Origin of the sequence: Synechococcus sp. CS-205, assembly GCF_025128255.1 — a bacterium.
In the GTDB taxonomy this organism is placed as follows: Bacteria; Cyanobacteriota; Cyanobacteriia; order PCC-6307; family Cyanobiaceae; genus Regnicoccus_A.
Genome location: NZ_JAHLZB010000024.1, coordinates 23,142 through 38,653, shown reverse-complemented (window position 1 = coordinate 38,653; position 15,512 = coordinate 23,142). Strand labels below are relative to the sequence as shown.

At 67.5% G+C, this 15,512-nt stretch carries 16 protein-coding genes; 8 read left to right on the top strand and 8 right to left on the bottom strand.

The genetic code is table 11. From position 1 onward, the window contains the following. Positions 1-54: 54 nt before the first annotated feature. The 7 genes from glpX to KQ297_RS05355 all read left to right on the top strand — a co-directional run bounded on the left by glpX (position 55) and on the right by KQ297_RS05355 (position 7,000). Positions 55-1,059, top strand: a complete 1,005-nt coding sequence (glpX, locus tag KQ297_RS05385; RefSeq protein ID WP_185466184.1) for a class II fructose-bisphosphatase — start codon at positions 55-57, stop codon at positions 1,057-1,059. Between the two features lie 10 nt (positions 1,060-1,069). Next, on the top strand, positions 1,070-2,380 hold the full coding sequence (locus tag KQ297_RS05380) for a glutamyl-tRNA reductase (protein WP_259738511.1): 1,311 nt from the start codon (positions 1,070-1,072) through the stop codon (positions 2,378-2,380). Positions 2,381-2,501: 121 nt separating this feature from the next. After that, positions 2,502-3,797: a glucose-1-phosphate adenylyltransferase gene (locus KQ297_RS05375; protein ID WP_259738510.1), complete on the top strand. Its 1,296-nt coding sequence runs from the start codon at positions 2,502-2,504 to the stop codon at positions 3,795-3,797. 87 nt (positions 3,798-3,884) lie between these two features. Next, complete coding sequence (gndA, locus tag KQ297_RS05370) at positions 3,885-5,300, top strand: NADP-dependent phosphogluconate dehydrogenase (RefSeq protein ID WP_259738509.1); 1,416 nt, start codon at positions 3,885-3,887, stop codon at positions 5,298-5,300. Next, positions 5,300-6,031 (top strand): 6-phosphogluconolactonase, encoded by a 732-nt coding sequence (gene pgl / locus KQ297_RS05365; protein ID WP_259738508.1) that lies wholly within the window; start codon positions 5,300-5,302, stop codon positions 6,029-6,031. Before gndA ends, pgl begins: the two co-directional genes overlap by 1 nt. A 14-nt stretch (positions 6,032-6,045) precedes the next feature. After that, complete coding sequence (locus tag KQ297_RS05360; RefSeq protein WP_259738702.1) at positions 6,046-6,600, top strand: CIA30 family protein; 555 nt, start codon at positions 6,046-6,048, stop codon at positions 6,598-6,600. 1 nt (position 6,601) lies between these two features. Further along, complete coding sequence (locus KQ297_RS05355; protein ID WP_259738507.1) at positions 6,602-7,000, top strand: hypothetical protein; 399 nt, start codon at positions 6,602-6,604, stop codon at positions 6,998-7,000. Here KQ297_RS05355 and ilvD read toward each other — a convergent pair. From ilvD to KQ297_RS05315, 8 genes are read right to left on the bottom strand one after another with little or no spacing between them, the layout of a single operon-like run. Continuing rightward, positions 6,984-8,666: a dihydroxy-acid dehydratase gene (gene ilvD, locus KQ297_RS05350; protein ID WP_259738506.1), complete on the bottom strand. Its 1,683-nt coding sequence runs from the start codon at positions 8,664-8,666 to the stop codon at positions 6,984-6,986. The two genes, KQ297_RS05355 and ilvD, sit on opposite strands and share 17 nt — an antisense overlap. Before the next feature lie 50 nt (positions 8,667-8,716). Beyond that, positions 8,717-9,010 (bottom strand): hypothetical protein, encoded by a 294-nt coding sequence (locus tag KQ297_RS05345; RefSeq protein WP_259738505.1) that lies wholly within the window; start codon positions 9,008-9,010, stop codon positions 8,717-8,719. Positions 9,011-9,046: 36 nt separating this feature from the next. Beyond that, complete coding sequence (locus tag KQ297_RS05340; protein WP_259738504.1) at positions 9,047-10,549, bottom strand: GMC oxidoreductase; 1,503 nt, start codon at positions 10,547-10,549, stop codon at positions 9,047-9,049. Then, positions 10,546-11,145 (bottom strand): heme-copper oxidase subunit III, encoded by a 600-nt coding sequence (locus KQ297_RS05335; RefSeq protein WP_259738503.1) that lies wholly within the window; start codon positions 11,143-11,145, stop codon positions 10,546-10,548. The genes KQ297_RS05340 and KQ297_RS05335 overlap by 4 nt, the downstream gene beginning before the upstream one ends. Before the next feature lie 3 nt (positions 11,146-11,148). Continuing rightward, positions 11,149-12,840: a cbb3-type cytochrome c oxidase subunit I gene (locus KQ297_RS05330; protein ID WP_185466162.1), complete on the bottom strand. Its 1,692-nt coding sequence runs from the start codon at positions 12,838-12,840 to the stop codon at positions 11,149-11,151. Positions 12,841-12,844: 4 nt separating this feature from the next. Then, complete coding sequence (locus KQ297_RS05325) at positions 12,845-13,747, bottom strand: cytochrome c oxidase subunit II (protein ID WP_185466160.1); 903 nt, start codon at positions 13,745-13,747, stop codon at positions 12,845-12,847. Beyond that, on the bottom strand, positions 13,744-14,319 hold the full coding sequence (locus tag KQ297_RS05320) for a DUF2231 domain-containing protein (protein ID WP_259738502.1): 576 nt from the start codon (positions 14,317-14,319) through the stop codon (positions 13,744-13,746). Before KQ297_RS05320 ends, KQ297_RS05325 begins: the two co-directional genes overlap by 4 nt. Then, positions 14,319-14,816, bottom strand: coding sequence for a DUF2231 domain-containing protein (locus KQ297_RS05315; RefSeq protein ID WP_259738501.1), 498 nt, complete (start codon positions 14,814-14,816; stop codon positions 14,319-14,321). Before KQ297_RS05315 ends, KQ297_RS05320 begins: the two co-directional genes overlap by 1 nt. A 142-nt stretch (positions 14,817-14,958) precedes the next feature. On the opposite strand from KQ297_RS05315, the gene KQ297_RS05310 reads away from it, so the two are divergent. Beyond that, entirely contained in the window at positions 14,959-15,477 is a 519-nt protein-coding gene (locus KQ297_RS05310; protein ID WP_259738500.1) for an HdeD family acid-resistance protein, read from the top strand. Positions 15,478-15,512 lie beyond the last annotated feature (35 nt).

The window sequence follows — 15,512 nt, the reverse complement described above, 5'->3', positions numbered from 1 at the left end:
AGCTGGTCTGCCTGTCTTTTCGCTGACGCCTTCTCTCCCCCCTGCCGGACCGTCGTGGATCGCACCCTCATTCAGGAACTGCTCGAAGTCGTCGAGCAGGCCGCCATCGCCTCCGCCCATCTCACCGGGCTCGGCAAAAAAGATGAGGCCGACGCCGCCGCCGTCGAAGCGATGCGCACCCGGATGGGATCCATCGCCATGCAGGGCCGGATCGTGATCGGCGAGGGCGAGCGCGATGAGGCCCCGATGCTCTACATCGGCGAGGAAGTGGGCAGCGGCACCGGCCCGGGCGTTGATTTCGCCGTCGATCCCTGCGAGGGCACCAACCTCTGCGCCAACGCCCAGGATGGATCGATGGCCGTGCTGGCCGCCTCCGACCGCGGTGGCCTGTTCAACGCCCCCGACTTCTACATGAAGAAGCTGGCCGCACCTCCGGCCGCCAAGGGCAAGGTGGACATCCGCAAGAGTGCCACCGAGAACATCGCCATCCTGAGCGAGTGCCTGGGCATGCCCGCCAGCGATCTGGTGATCGTGGTGATGGACCGCGCCCGCCACAAGGACCTGATCGCCGAGATCCGCGCCACCGGCGCCCGGGTGAAGCCGATCAGCGACGGTGACGTGCAGGCCGCGATCGCCTGCGGCTTCGCCGGCACCGGCACCCATGCCCTGATGGGCATCGGCGCCGCCCCCGAGGGCGTGATCTCGGCAGCAGCCCTGCGCTGCCTCGGGGCCCATTTCCAGGGTCAGCTGGTGTACGACCCGGCCATCGCCCAGACCAGCGAGTGGGCTGACTACACCAAGGAGGGCAACATCGAGCGCCTCAACTCGATGGGCATCACCGACATCGACAAGGTCTACGAGGCCGAAGAGCTGGCCTCCGGTGAGAATGTGGTTTTCGCCGGCAGCGGCATCACGCCCGGTCTGCTGTTCAAGGGGGTGGTCTTCGAGCGCGACTGCACCCGCACCAGCAGCCTGATCATCAGCTCGCTCGATTCCTCGGCGCGCTTCACCGATACGGTGCACATCAAGCCCGGCGCCCAGAGCGTCGCCCTGCGCTGAGTCCCTCCCCATGCACATCGCCGTCGTCGGCCTCAGCCATCGCACGGCTCCGGTCGAGATCCGGGAGCGACTGAGCATCCCCGAGCAGACGATGGAGGAGTCACTCCAGAACCTGCGCGGGGACGCCCAGGTGCTTGAGGCGTCGATCCTCAGCACCTGCAACCGGCTCGAGATCTACACCCTGGTGCGCAGCCCGGAGCAGGGAATCCATGCGGTGGGCTCGTTCCTGAGTCAGCACTCCGGCCTGGCCTTCGGGGATCTCACCCCCCACCTGTTCACCTACCACCACGAGGAGGCGGTGGCCCACCTGCTGCGGGTGGCCGCCGGCCTCGACAGCCTGGTGCTGGGCGAGGGCCAGATCCTCTCCCAGGTCAAGAAGATGGTGCGGCTGGGCCAGGAACACGGCTCGATCGGACCGATCCTCAACCGCCTGCTCAACCAGGCGGTGAGCACGGGCAAACGGGTGCGCAGCGAGACCAACCTGGGCACCGGGGCGGTCTCGATCAGCTCGGCCGCCGTGGAGCTGGCCCAGCTCAAGGTGGGCCAGGCCCGGGGCCTCGACGAGCTGGTCCCCCTGGATCAGGAGCAGGTGGCCGTGGTGGGAGCCGGGCGGATGGCTCGGCTGCTGCTGCAGCACCTGCAGGCCAAGGGCTGCCGTGGCCTGGTGCTGCTCAACCGAACAACCGAACGCGCCGAGGCCCTGGCGGCTGATTTTCCTGATTTTCCCGTCCAGTGCCGCCCCCTGAGCGACCTGGATCACTGCCTGAGCACCTGCTCGCTGGTGTTCACCAGCACCGGCGCCGAGGAGCCGATCATCGCGGCCGAACGGCTCAAAGGCCTGAACCGTCGTTCCTCACTGATGCTCATCGACATCGGTGTGCCGCGCAACATCAGCGCCGACGTGGACCAGCTCAGCGGCGTCGACGCCTTCGATGTCGACGATCTTCAGGAGGTGGTGACCCGCAACCAGGAGGCCCGCCGGGAGATCGCCGCCGAAGCCGAAGGGCTGCTGCAGGAGGAGGCCCGCCAGTTTCTGGAATGGTGGGACGGCCTCGAGGCGGTGCCCACCCTCAACCGCCTGCGTCAGCAGCTCGAGCAGATCCGCGAGCAGGAACTGCAGAAAGCGCTCAGCCGCATGGGTCCCGACCTTTCGGTGCGGGAGCGCAAGGTGGTGGAAGCCCTCAGCAAGGGCATCATCAACAAGATCCTGCACAGCCCGGTCACCAATCTTCGGGCACCCCAGCCGCGTCAGCAGCGCCATCAGGCCATGCAGGCGCTGCACCAGCTGTTTGCCCTCGATGGAGAGAGCGAGGAGTCCTGATGTCACCGGGGCTACAGCGGCTTGCCACGTTTTTGTTCTTGGCCGCTCCAGGCAAGGTTCTGGAGGCACCCGATCCGGTACGGTGCTCGCACGCTGATGGCAGCAGTTTCGGAGGGAATGGATGAAGCGGGTTCTGGCGATCATTCTCGGCGGTGGCGCCGGTACCAGGCTCTATCCCCTCACGAAGATGCGGGCCAAGCCCGCTGTACCGCTCGCCGGTAAATATCGCCTGATTGATATCCCCGTCAGCAACTGCATCAACTCGGGGATCAACAAGATCTACGTGCTCACGCAGTTCAACAGCGCGTCGCTGAACCGCCACCTCACCCAGAGTTACAACCTTTCCGCCGGCTTCGGGCAGGGCTTCGTGGAAGTGCTGGCTGCCCAGCAGACCCCCGACAGCCCCAGTTGGTTCGAGGGCACTGCCGATGCCGTGCGCAAGTACCAGTGGCTGTTCCAGGAATGGGATGTGGATCAGTATCTGATCCTCTCCGGTGATCAGCTCTACCGGATGGATTACAGCCGTTTCGTGGATCACCACATCCAGACCGGCGCTGACCTCACGGTGGGAGCCCTGCCGGTGGACGCGCAGCAGGCCGAAGCCTTCGGACTGATGCGCACTGACCTCGATGGACGCATCCGGGAGTTCTCGGAAAAACCCAAGGGCGCCGCGCTTGAGGCCATGAAGGTGGACACGGCCCGCCTGGGACTGGCGGAAGCCGAGGCGGCCCGGCGGCCTTATCTGGCCTCGATGGGGATCTACGTCTTCAGCCGCGACACCCTGTTCGATCTGCTGGCGCAGAACCCCGGCTCGACCGATTTCGGCAAGGAGATCATCCCCACGGCGCTCGGGCGGGGTGACAACCTGCGGGCCTACCTGTTTGACGACTACTGGGAGGACATCGGCACGATCGGGGCCTTCTACGAAGCCAACCTGGCCCTCACCGACCAACCCCGGCCGGCCTTTTCCTTCTACGACGAACAGTTCCCGATCTACACCCGGCCCCGCTACCTCCCCCCCAGCAAGCTTCTGGATGCGCAGGTCACCCAATCGATCGTCGGAGAGGGCTCCCTGTTGCAGGAATGCAGCATTCACCACTGCGTGCTCGGCGTGCGCTCGCGCATCGAAGGGGAAGTGGTGCTGCAGGACACCCTCGTGATGGGGGCCGACTTCTTCGAGTCCGCCGAGGAGCGGGCGGTGCTGCGCGAACGGGGCGGCATTCCCGTTGGCGTGGGCCGGGGCACCACCGTGCGCCGGGCGATCCTCGACAAGAACGTGCGCATCGGGCGCAACGTCACGATCGTGAACAAGGATCGGATCGAGGAGGCCGACCGGCCGGAACTGGGCTTCTACATCCGCAACGGCATCGTGGTGGTGGAGAAGAACGCCACCATTGCCGACGGCACCGTGATCTGAGCGCTTGCTGACACAGGGCCTGGCCCGGCGGCGTTCCGGCAGGCTCGCGGCCACACTGAGGCCGCACGGCCTGCACGCCAAACCCTCATGAGCAAAGCGCACTTCGGCCTGATCGGCCTCGGAGTGATGGGCGAAAACCTGGTCCTAAACGCCGAACGCAACGGCTACTCCAGCGTCGTCTACAACCGCACCTACGCCAAGACCGAAGACTTTCTGAACGGCCGGGCTGCCGGGCTGAACATCATCGGTGCCCACACGCTCGAGGAGTTCGTCGGGGCCCTGGAACGCCCCCGCCGGATTCTGATGATGATCAAGGCGGGCGCTCCGATCGACGCCATGATCGCCTCGATCTCCCCCCTGCTGGAAGACGGCGATCTGCTGATCGATGGCGGCAACTCCCTCTACACCGACACCGAGCGGCGGGTGAAGGAGCTGGAAAGCCAGAGCTTCGGCTACATCGGCATGGGGGTCTCCGGCGGTGCCAAGGGGGCCCTGGAGGGGCCGAGCATGATGCCCGGTGGCACCAAGGCCGCCTACGACGCCATCGAGGGGCTCGTGCGCAAGATGGCCGCCCAGGTGGACGACGGTCCCTGCGTCACCTACATCGGCCCCGGCGGTGCCGGCCATTTCGTCAAGACGGTCCACAACGGCATCGAGTACGGGATCGAGCAGATCCTTGTGGAGGCCTACGACCTGATGAAGCGCTCGGCCGGCATGGATGGCCTGGCCATGGCCCAGGTGTTCGACGGCTGGAACCAGCTGGAGGAGCTCTCCTCCTACCTGGTGGAGATCACCGAGGTTTGTCTGCGCACCCGCGATCCTGAGGATGGCGGCGACCTGGTGGAGAAGATCCTCGATGTGGCCGGACAGAAGGGAACCGGCCTCTGGACCGTGGTCAGCGCCCTGGAGATGGGGGTGCCGGTGCCCACGATCTATGCGGCACTCAATGGCCGGGTGATGAGCTCCCTGCACGGCGAGCGCCAGGCAGCGGAAGGCATCATTCCCGGCCCCGAGGCGGTGGCGGTGGACCTGGGCGAGCCCAGCGAGGGGATGCCTGCCCTGCGCGATGCCATCACCCTGGCCTGCATCGCCAGCTATGCCCAGGGCATGGCCCTGATGGTGGAAGCCTCCTCCCTGCACGACTACAACCTCAACCTCTCCGCCATCGCCCAGATCTGGAAGGGGGGCTGCATCATTCGCGCCAAGCTGCTGCAGCGCATCCAGAACGCCTACGACGCCAACCCGGGCCTGCCCAACCTGATGGTGGACCCCTGGTTCGCCGAGCAGGTGAACGCCCGGTTGCCCGGCCTGCGCCAGGTGGTGGCCGGTGCGGCCCTGGCCGGCATTCCCGTGCCCTGCCTGAGCAGCACCCTCGACTACATCGACAGCTACCGCACGGCGCGGCTGCCCCAGAACCTGCTCCAGGCCATGCGCGACTGCTTCGGCGCCCACACCTACCAACGGGTGGACCGTGAGGGCAGCTTCCACACCGAGTGGCTGTGATGCGCAGCCAGCCCCCGGCCAGCTACCGGATCGAAGTGGCCGCCGACGGTGAGGAGCTGGCCCGGCGCACCGCGGAGACCATCGCCGCCTGCATCGATCTGGCCCTGGCCCAGCGGGATCGGGCCCAGATCGCCCTGGCCGGTGGCGGCACCCCGGCGGCGGCCTACCGCCTGCTGGGCCGGGAGCGGCTGCCCTGGCCACGGGTGGATGTGCTGCTGGGCGATGAGCGCTGGGTGGCGGCCGACGACCCCTCCAGCAATGCCCTGATGCTGCACCAGAGCCTGCTGGCGGAGGCCCCGGGCTCCGAGGCCTGCTTCCGGCCGGTGCCCACCGAGCTGGAGAGCCCGGAGGCCAGCGCCGAGGCCTACGCCGCCATGGTGGCCAGGCTCTGCCCGGGCGATCCCCCGATCTTCGATCTGGTGTTGCTGGGGCTGGGGGAAGACGGCCACACGGCCTCCCTGTTTCCCGGCACCCCGGCCACCAGGGTGATCGATCGGGAGGCCACGGTCAGCGAAGGCAAGGGGCTGCCCAGGGTCACCCTCACCGCTCCGGTGCTGAGCGCCGCGCGCCAGGTGCTGTTTCTGGTGAGCGGCGCTGGCAAGCAGGAGGCCCTGCGGCGCCTGCTCGATCCCGATGAATCGCCCGAGCGCACGCCGGCACGGCTGGTCAGCCCCCGCCAGCCGGTGCTGATCCTCGCCGATGCCGCCGCTGCGGCAGGCTTGGAGGAGTGATCGAGCTGGCCCTGATGGTGGCACCCCTGCTGGTGGTGAGCGGTGATGGCTTCAGCGGCTGGCTGGCCCTGAACGACACGATCATGGGGGGCCGCAGCAGCGGCGTCTGCCGCAGCGGACCATCAGGGCTGGTGCTGGAGGCGGAGGTGATCGAAGCCGGGGGCGGCTTCGTGAGCTGCCGCTCCCCCCTGTTCTCACCGCCCCTGGATCTGAGTGCCTACCGGGCGCTCCAGCTCGACCTGCGCGGCGACGGGCGGCGCTACAAGCTGGCGGTGGCCTGCGCTGATCGGGTGGCCGGCCTCACCGAGCTGATCCCGGGGGGGCTGCGCTGGGTGAGCGAGTTCGCCACCAGCCCCGAGGGCCTCACCACGGTGGAGATCCCCTTCGAGCAACTCAAGGCCTCGGTGCGGGCTCAGCCGATGACCCTGCCCCTGCTGCGCTTTGATCCCTCCCGGATCACCCGGCTGCAGATCCTGCACTCGAAATTCGGCGACGATGGCCGGCCCAACCCCGGCTTCCGCGCCGGTGCCCTGCGCCTGGGCGTGGAGGCGATCCGGGCCGTTCCCTGAGATGAGCGAGCTGCTGAGGCGGGTGGCCGCTGCCGCCGACCTCTGCCTGAAACCCCACCGGCATGCGGCGGTGCTCCGCTCAGGTTCACCTGATCTGATCTCCCTGGAGTCGGAGGCCGGCCAGGCCGGTGAGGAGTGCACCCTGCGGCTGCTCTGCCGCAGGGCCGATGGCGAACGGGCGGAACAGCACGACATCGAGCTGGAGATCTACCGCAGCGGAGGGGATCTGCACCTGATGCTGAGCTGGCCGGAGCAACCCGATCAACCCTTGCTCTGGCAGGGCAACCACCCGGTCTGGATGGACGGCGACAGTGGCCAGCGCTGCGAGCGACCGGCCACCGGTGCAGGGCTGGAGGCCCTGGCCCGACGGCTGCGGGCCCTGCTCAGCCCTGATCGGTGACCGCCCCCAGGCTGCTGCTGCTCACCAGCCGGGCGTACTTGCCGAGCACCCCCGTGCGGTAGCGGGGCTCAGGTGCCACCCAGGCCGCGCGGCGGCGCTCGAGCTCGGCCGGCTCCACATTCAGCTGGATCAGCAGCTGGTGGGCATCGACGGTGATGCTGTCGCCTTCCTGCACCAGGGCGATGGTGCCGCCCACGGCGGCCTCAGGCGCCACATGGCCCACCACCAGGCCATAGGAGCCGCCGCTGAAGCGACCGTCGGTGATCAGGGCCACCGATTCCCCCAGCCCCTGGCCCACGATCGCGGCCGTGGGTGAAAGCATCTCGCGCATGCCGGGCCCACCCACCGGGCCCTCGTAGCGGACCACCACCACGTCACCGGCATGGACCCCGCCGGTGAGGATCGCCTCAAGGGCGCTTTCCTCGCTCTCGAACACCCGGGCCGGGCCGGTGATCACCGGGGTCTTGACCCCACTGATCTTGGCGACGGCCCCTTCTTCGGCCAGGTTGCCCTTGAGAATCGCCAGGTGCCCCTTGGCATAGAGGGGATTGGAGAGGCGCCGGATCACCTCCTGATCGGCGGGGGGCTCGCTGGGCACCTCCGCCAGCACCTGCTTGAGGGTGAGGCCTTCGATGGTGCGGCAATCGCCGTGCAGCAGGCCGGCATCCAGCAGCAGCTTCATCACCTGGGGGATGCCACCGGCCCGGTGCAGATCCACCGTCACGAAGCGGCCGCTGGGCTTGAGATCGCAGATCACCGGCACCCGCTGCCGGATGGTTTCGAAATCATCGATCGTGAGGGGAACTTCGGCGGTGCGGGCGATCGCCAGCAGGTGCAGCACCGAGTTGGTGGAGCCCCCCACCGCCATGATCACGCTGATGGCGTTTTCGATCGCCTCGCGGGTGATCAGATCACGGGGGCGGATGTTCGCCTCGATGGCCCGCACCAGCACCTCGGCGGAGCGGGCAGCGCTCTCGGCCTTCTCCGGATCCTCGGCTGCCATGGTGGAGCTGCCGGGAAGGCTCAGTCCCATGGCCTCGAAGGCGGAGCTCATCGTGTTGGCGGTGAACATGCCACCGCAGCTGCCTGCGCCTGGGCAGGCGTTCTTCTCGATCGCCAGCAGCTCCTCCTCGTCGATGCGCCCACCCGAGAACTGGCCCACCGCCTCGAAGGCACTCACCACGGTGAGGTCGCAGGGGCCGAGCCGGCCGGGTTTGATCGTGCCGCCGTAGACGAAGATCGCCGGAATGTTCATGCGTGCCATGGCGAGCATGGCGCCAGGCATGTTCTTGTCGCAGCCGCCGATGGCCAGCAGGCCATCCATGCTCTGGGCGTTGCAGGCGGTTTCGATCGAATCGGCGATCACCTCCCGCGACACCAGGGAATACTTCATCCCCTCGGTGCCCATCGAGATGCCGTCGCTGACGGTGATCGTGCCGAACATCTGGGGCATGGCCCCAGCCAGGCGGGCGGCCTCCTCGGCGCAGCGGGCCAGATCGTTCAGACCGATGTTGCAGGGCGTGATCGTGCTGTAGCCGTTGGCGATGCCGATGATCGGCTTGCTGAAATCACCGTCGCCGAAGCCGACGGCCCGCAACATGGCCCGGTTGGGAGAACGCTGAACGCCTGCGGTGATGGCGGCGGTGATGGCGGCGGAACGGAGCATGATCCCTGCAGTGGCAGCGCAAGCAACCTACCGAGGCGTGCCCCGCCCGCTCAGGCTTCGGGGGTGAGAGTCTCCAGCTGGCGGCGCACGTCTTCGATCGCCCGGTTCAGCTCGTTCACCTTGTGTTGCAGCTCCCGCTCCAGCAGGGGCCGGCGCTCGCCGTCGTCACCCTCGCGGGACCCCCCCTGCAAGCGCGAGAGGGTGAGGGTGCGCCGCTGACGCAGGGCCAGGCGGCGACGTTCGGCCTGCGCCAGCAACCACCAGGCCAGGCCCGCCGCGCCGATCACCGCACCGGCGATGGCGCTGGCCAGGATGGGGCTGCCAGCGGATCCGCGTTGGGCCATGGGTGTTCGATCCTCCAAACCCCGGATGGGGGCAGCCTAGAGCCGCTCCGCCACCCGCAGGGCGTTGGCGATCACGGTGAGACCGGGCGACACCATCGGGCAGCTGGGGAAGACGCTGGCATCGGCGATGGTCAGGTTGGCCAGGCCGTGGACGCGGCCGTCGCGATCGACCACAGAGGTGGCCGGATCGTCGCCCATGCGGCAGGTGCCGCAGGCGTGGCCGATCACGGCCAGGGGAGCCTCGCCGCGGGGATAGAAGGGGGCCGGGCGCACCTGGGGGGTGAGCGGATCGGCATCCACCGCCCTGAGCACGGAGAGCCAGCGGTACACGAGCCGGTCGTGGGCCTCGAGGTTGTTGGCCAGGTACTGGATGCTCAGCCTCTGCCCACGAAGCTCGATGCGGTTCTCGGAATCGGGCAGCACCGGGCTCATCGCCCACCAGCAGATCGAGCGGACCGCCAGCTGCTCCAGGGCCGCGTTGGGAAGCAGCCGGGTGACCAGCGACAGCACGGGCGGCGACTCGGCGAACTGGGCGTCCTGCAGCACCCCGCCACCGGTTTCGATGTGGCCGAGGGGAAAGCTGACGTTCTGATCCCCCCAGGCGTAGTCGTTGACGCCGAGGCTGCGGGGGAAGCGGCCGCTGTGGGGCTCGCGGGCCAGCTGCAGGATCGCCGTGAGCTGGGGCTTCATCAGGTGGCGGCCCACCTGATCTGAACCGTTGGCCAGGCCATCGGGATGGAGCGCGCTGCGGGAACGCAGCAGCAGTGCCGGAGTGTTCACCGCTCCGGCGGCCAGCACCACCTGATCGCCGTGGAACATCCAGCACTGGCCATCGATCTCGGCTTCCACCCCCTTGACCTCGCGGCCGCTGGGATCGACGTGCAGCTGGGTGACCCGGGCGTTGCCGATCAGCCGGGTTCCGGGGTGGGTCAGGGCCGGCTGCACCCCGAACAGCTCGGCATCGCCGCTGGGATCCTCGGGGGCCTCAGACCAGCTCAGGGGCAGGTCGTAGGGGTGGCAGCCCTGGCGCAGCAGCCCCTGGCGCAGGGGCTCGAAGAGCGGATCGAGCGGCAGGGGGGCATGGGGATAGGCGCCGCTGCGGGGGGGCTCCTGGGGGTCGAGGCCGGCACGGCCATGGACCCGGTAGAGCGCCTCGGCCCGCTCGTACCAGGGGGCGAGCTCGTCGTAGCTGAGGGGCCAGGCGGGAGCCACCCCCTCCTGCAGGGGCAGACCCTCGAACTCCCGGGGCCACATGCGCTCCAGCACCCCGCCCCAGATCTTGGTGTTGCCGCCCAGGGCATAGATGGTCTGGGGAGCGAAGGGATCGCCGTCGGGGCCGAACCAGGCCTCACTGGGGTGATAGCGGTCCTTGCGGAACAGATCGACGCTGGCCACGTTCTGATCGGCCAGGTCCATCGCCCCGCCGCGCTCCAGCAGCAGCACCGAGCGGCCCCTGGCCGCGAGGGCCCCGGCCAGGGTGCCACCGGCGGCGCCTGAGCCGATCACGATCACATCGTGGTGCCGGTCGTCGACGATCATGACCAGGCGTAGAGCAGAAGAAAGAGCAGCACCCAGATCACATCCACGAAATGCCAGAACAGGGAGGTGGCGATCACCCCCTGCTCACCGGCGGCGTAGTTAGCGGGGCGGAAGGAGCGCTGGAGCATCAGGGCCATTAGCAGGATCCCGCTGAGCACATGCAGGCCGTGGAAGCCGGTGAGCAGGTAGAAGCAACCACCGAAACTGCCGCTGGTGATGCCGAAGCCCAGCGAGCGCCACTCGATCGCCTGGCCGTAGAGGAACACCGCCCCCATCGCCATGCTCAGCAGCCAGAAGGCGCGGAATCCCCAGAGCTGGCCCCTGGAGAGGCAGCGCTCCGCCAGAGCCACGGTGCCGCTGCTGGAGACGAGCACCACCGTGTAGAGCAGGGGCGTGCGCCACTCCAGCCCCTCCACTCCCGGCGGCAGCCACTGCAGGGCCGAGAGCTTCAGCACGGCATAGCCACTGAAGAAGGCCAGAAAGATGACGCTCTCGGAGCAGAGAAAGATGATGAAGCCGGTGAGGCTGTGGTTGGCATGGGCCTCCCCATGACCCTGGGGGGCGGCGGCGGCATCGTGAGAGGTGCTGATGGTCATCGCTCAGGCCTGCTGGAGGGCACGTTCGATCTCGGCCTGGTGCTCCACCAGGGGCCGGCCGGTGCCGTAGCCGTAGGGGCCGCTGATCACGGTGGGCACATGCTCCTCGAAGTTCTCCGCCGGCGGCGGTGAGGGCAGCAGCCACTCCAGACCGATGGCATTCCAGGGATTGGCCGGCGCCTTGGCGCCCCGCACCCAGGAGCTCACCAGGTTGAGCAGGAAGGGAATGATCGAGACCCCCAGCAGGAAGGCACCGAGGCTGGCGATCACATTCCAGAAAGCGAATTCGGGGTCGTAGGAGGAAACGCGGCGGGGCATTCCCATCAGGCCGAGCGGATGCATCGGGAAGAAGTTGAGGTTGGTGCCGATGAAGGTGAGCAGGAAGTGGAGCTTCCCCAGACCCTCGTAATACATGTGACCGGTGAACTTCGGAAACCAGTGGTAGATCGCCGCGTAGACGCCCATGGTGGCGGCGCCATAAATCACATAATGGAAATGACCCACCACGAAATAGGTGTTGTTGACGTGAATGTCCACCGGTACGGTGGCCAGCATGATGCCGGTCACCCCGGCGAACACGAAGTTGAACAGGCCTCCGAGGGCGAACAGCATCGCCGTGTTCAACCGCAACTTGCCGCCCCAGAGGGTGGCCAGCCAGGCGAACACCTTGATGCCGGTGGGCACCGCGATCAGCATGGTGGTGACCATGAAGGCATCGCGCATCCACTGGGGCACCCCGCTCGGGAACATGTGGTGCACCCAGACGATCAGGCTGAGCCCCACGATCACCAGGGAGGCCCCGGCCACGAAGGGATAGCCGAACAGGGGCTTGCGGGCATAGACGGGAAACAGCTCGGAGAACACCCCGAACACCGGCAGGATGATCACATACACGGCCGGGTGTGAATAGAACCAGAAGAAGTGCTGATAGAGCACCGGATCACCGCCCCCTTCCGGCCGGTAGAAGGAGGTGCCCACCACAAGATCGAACAGCAGCATCACCGCCCCACCGGTGAGCGCCGGCAGGCCGATCAACTGGATCGTCTGGGCCGAGAAGGCCGTCCAGCAGAAGATCGGCATCCGGCTGAGGGTCATGCCCGGGGCCCGCATGCGCAGGATTGTGGTCACGAAGTTGACGGCCCCCATAATCGATGAAATGCCGGAGAGGGCCACCGCCAGGATCCAGAGAGCTTCGCCATTGATCAGATGGCCGAGGGGGTTCTGCAGGCTCACCGGCGGGTACGACCACCAGCCTGAGGAGGCCGGACCTCCCGGCACCAGAAAACTGGCCATCAGGATGACCCCGAACACCGGCACCAGCCAGAAGGCGGCGGCATTGAGCTTGGGGAAAGCCATGTCGGGGGCGCCGATCATGCAGGGGATCAGCAGGTTGTTGAGCCCGTTGAGCACCGGAAAGATGAACAGGAACAACATGATCGTCCCGTGCATCGTGTAGAGGCCGTTGTACACGGTGCGATCAACCAGATCCGCCGCCGGTGTGATCAGCTCTCCGCGCATGATCATGGCCAGCAGGCCGCCCACCAGCAGAAAGAAGAGAGCGGTGGCGATGTACTGGATGCCGATCACCTTGGCATCGGTGTTGAAGGTGAAGAAGCGCTTCCAGTTGTCCGGAGCACCGGGCACCGGATGGGGGGCCCTGAGGATGCGCGCATCAACGCCGGCGGAGGAGGTCATGGGATCAGCCGTCGTGGGGAAGGGTGTTGGAGCCGGGCACGTTGACCAGCGGTGGTGGGGCCGGCTGGATGGTGGCGTAGCCGCTGGGGCGTTCGCCACTGCGCTGCTGGGCGAATTCGCGGGCGGCGTCGCTCAGACCGGGCTGGAGCGGCAGGCGGGCCGCGCGGCTCAGCCAGCTCTGGTAGGCCTCTTCGCTCTCCACCACCACATCGGCCTGGTTGGCCGCGAACCAGGTGCCGCTGTACTCGGAGTCGCGCAGGCGGTAGCGCCCCGCCCGGGTGGGTGTGATGAAGAGAGTGATCGAGCGGCCGGGGATCACCTGCTGCTTGAGCCGGAAGGCGGGCACGTAGAAGCCATGGATCACGTCGTCGCTCTCCAGCTGCAGGCCGAGGCGCCGGTCGAGGGGCAGGTGCAGCTCAGTGGAGGACACCCCCGCCACTGGATAGCGGAACTCCCACGACCACTGGCGGGCAATCACCTGCACCTCGCCGCCTCCCAGCGCCGGGCCATGGGCATGGTCCATGGGGCCGATCAGACCGATCTGGCGGTTGACCTGGATGGTGTAGGCGGCGATCGCCATCACCAGCACCAGGGGAATCACGGTCCAGGTGATCTCGAGGGTGGTGTTGCCTTCGATTGGCTCCGCATCGCTGATGTCGTACTTCTCGGCCCGGTTGAACAGCACCACCCAGACCATCACCGAGACCACACCCACGAACACGAAGGTGGCGACGGCGGTCTCGAAGCCGAAGAGGCCATCCACCAGTGGGGCCGCCGAGGAAGCCGACACCGGCAACCAGCGGGGCACCTGAGCCCCCATCCAGACACTGAGCAGGGTCAGGAGCACCAGCCAGAGGGCCAGGCCGATCAGCCGGGGCAGGGGGAAGCGCCTGGGGGTGCTGGTCATGGCAAGGCCTCCCGCAGGCTGGCGCCGTCGGCCAGCAGCTGGCTGGCGGTGACATGCACCCCGAACTCCACTCCCAGCTGGGCGCCGAGGGTGCCGTGCCAGGCCATCAGAGCGAACACCAGCAGGCCCACCAGCAGGTAGCTCCACTGCACCTGGCGGCCCATCTCCCAGCGCCAGCGGAAGCGCTGGAAGCCACGCCAGAGGGTCATCAGCACGATGGCGAACAGCAGGCCCACGCCCACGGCCCCATGCCAGAGCATGGTGGCGGTGCTGCCCATGGCGAAGCTGCTGGTGACTCCGGGCAACGGGTCAGCGAGCTGCATCTCCACAAAGCCGGCCGCCACGGTGAAGAAACTGATCAGGCAACAGGCCAGCAGGTTGTACCAACCCACGTCGTGCAGGCCGGCGCGGGTGACGGGCAGGGCCAGAAAGCGGAACAGGCGCTTCTCGAAGGGGAAGAGGGCCCCGGCGATGTCGAAGGCGATCGCGATCACGAACAGGCCGATCGTGAGATGCACCAGGTTGGGGTGAATCGGCAGCCGGTAGGGCAGCCCATTGGCTCCGAGTTCCATCAGACCAGTCCCTGGCGCATGGCCTCCACCACCTTGACGGTGTGCAGGCCGTAGACCCAGATCAGCTGGTTGCCGAGCACCACCTGCACCACCACCAGCGCACTGAGCAGGCTGCCCGCCCCGAGGAAGGCCAGGGGCAGCTGCCGGGGATCACGGCTGCGGATCACATAGCGCCAGGCGGTGAGCACCGAGAGCACCCCGGCCAGCACCCAGCCCAGGGTGCTGTGCAGGTTGAGGATCTCGCGGGAGGCGCCGTAGGGGTTGGCCAGACCGGCCTCCACCTGGCCGAAGATGATCGCGATGAAGATCGCGACGGTGGCGAAGAGCAGGTTCCAGAAGCTCACCTCGTAGAGCGACGGCTTGCCAGCCAGGCGGCCGATCAGATCGAAGACAAAGGCGATCAGGGCCATCGCGATCACGAAGTGCACCACGATCGGATGGATCGTGTCCATCCAGGGCAGGTTGCGATCGTTGAGAGGAGGAAGAAGCTCGAGCATGGACAGAGGTCCGGCCTGGCGGGTTGGCCACAGCTCAATTCAGCTTGCGGCGCCGGAGCCGGCAGCCGCTGGCCTGGTCAGCGAATCAGGTTCTCTGTGATTTGGATCGGGTCCTTAACGTGGCCGCAGTCGAGACCCTGGCATGTCGATTCCCGCCTCCCGTCCCCTGCGCTGGCTGGCGGCAGGGCTGGTCCTGGCGGCGGCGGTGCTGGCGCTGGCCCTGCCGTTCGTCTCGGCGACCCTGCTCACGATCGCGATCGGGGGGGTGGCCATCGCCAGCGGCATCTCCCAGCTGATCCGGATCACCGGAGCGACTGACCTGCGCAGCCAGATTTTCCGCGGCCTCAGTGGCCTGCTCTACGTGGCGGGTGGCCTCTGGATCCTGATCAATCCGGTGATCAGCGAAGTGAGCCTCACCCTGTTCGCCGGCCTGCTGCTGGTGATCGAGGGACTGATGGAGCTGGCCGCCGCCGCCGCCTCCGAGATCCCCGCCAAGGGTCTGGTGCTCGCCGACGGACTGGTGACGGCTGGCCTGGGCGTTCTGCTGATCGACGAGTGGCCCAGCGACAGCGTCTGGGCCATCGGCACCCTGCTGGGCATCGCCCTGGTCTTCTCGGCTGTGAACCTGCTGGTGGCCCCGTCCAGCTCGTCACCAGGCTGATGCGGAGCAGGCTGACAGAGAGGCGGTGGGCACGA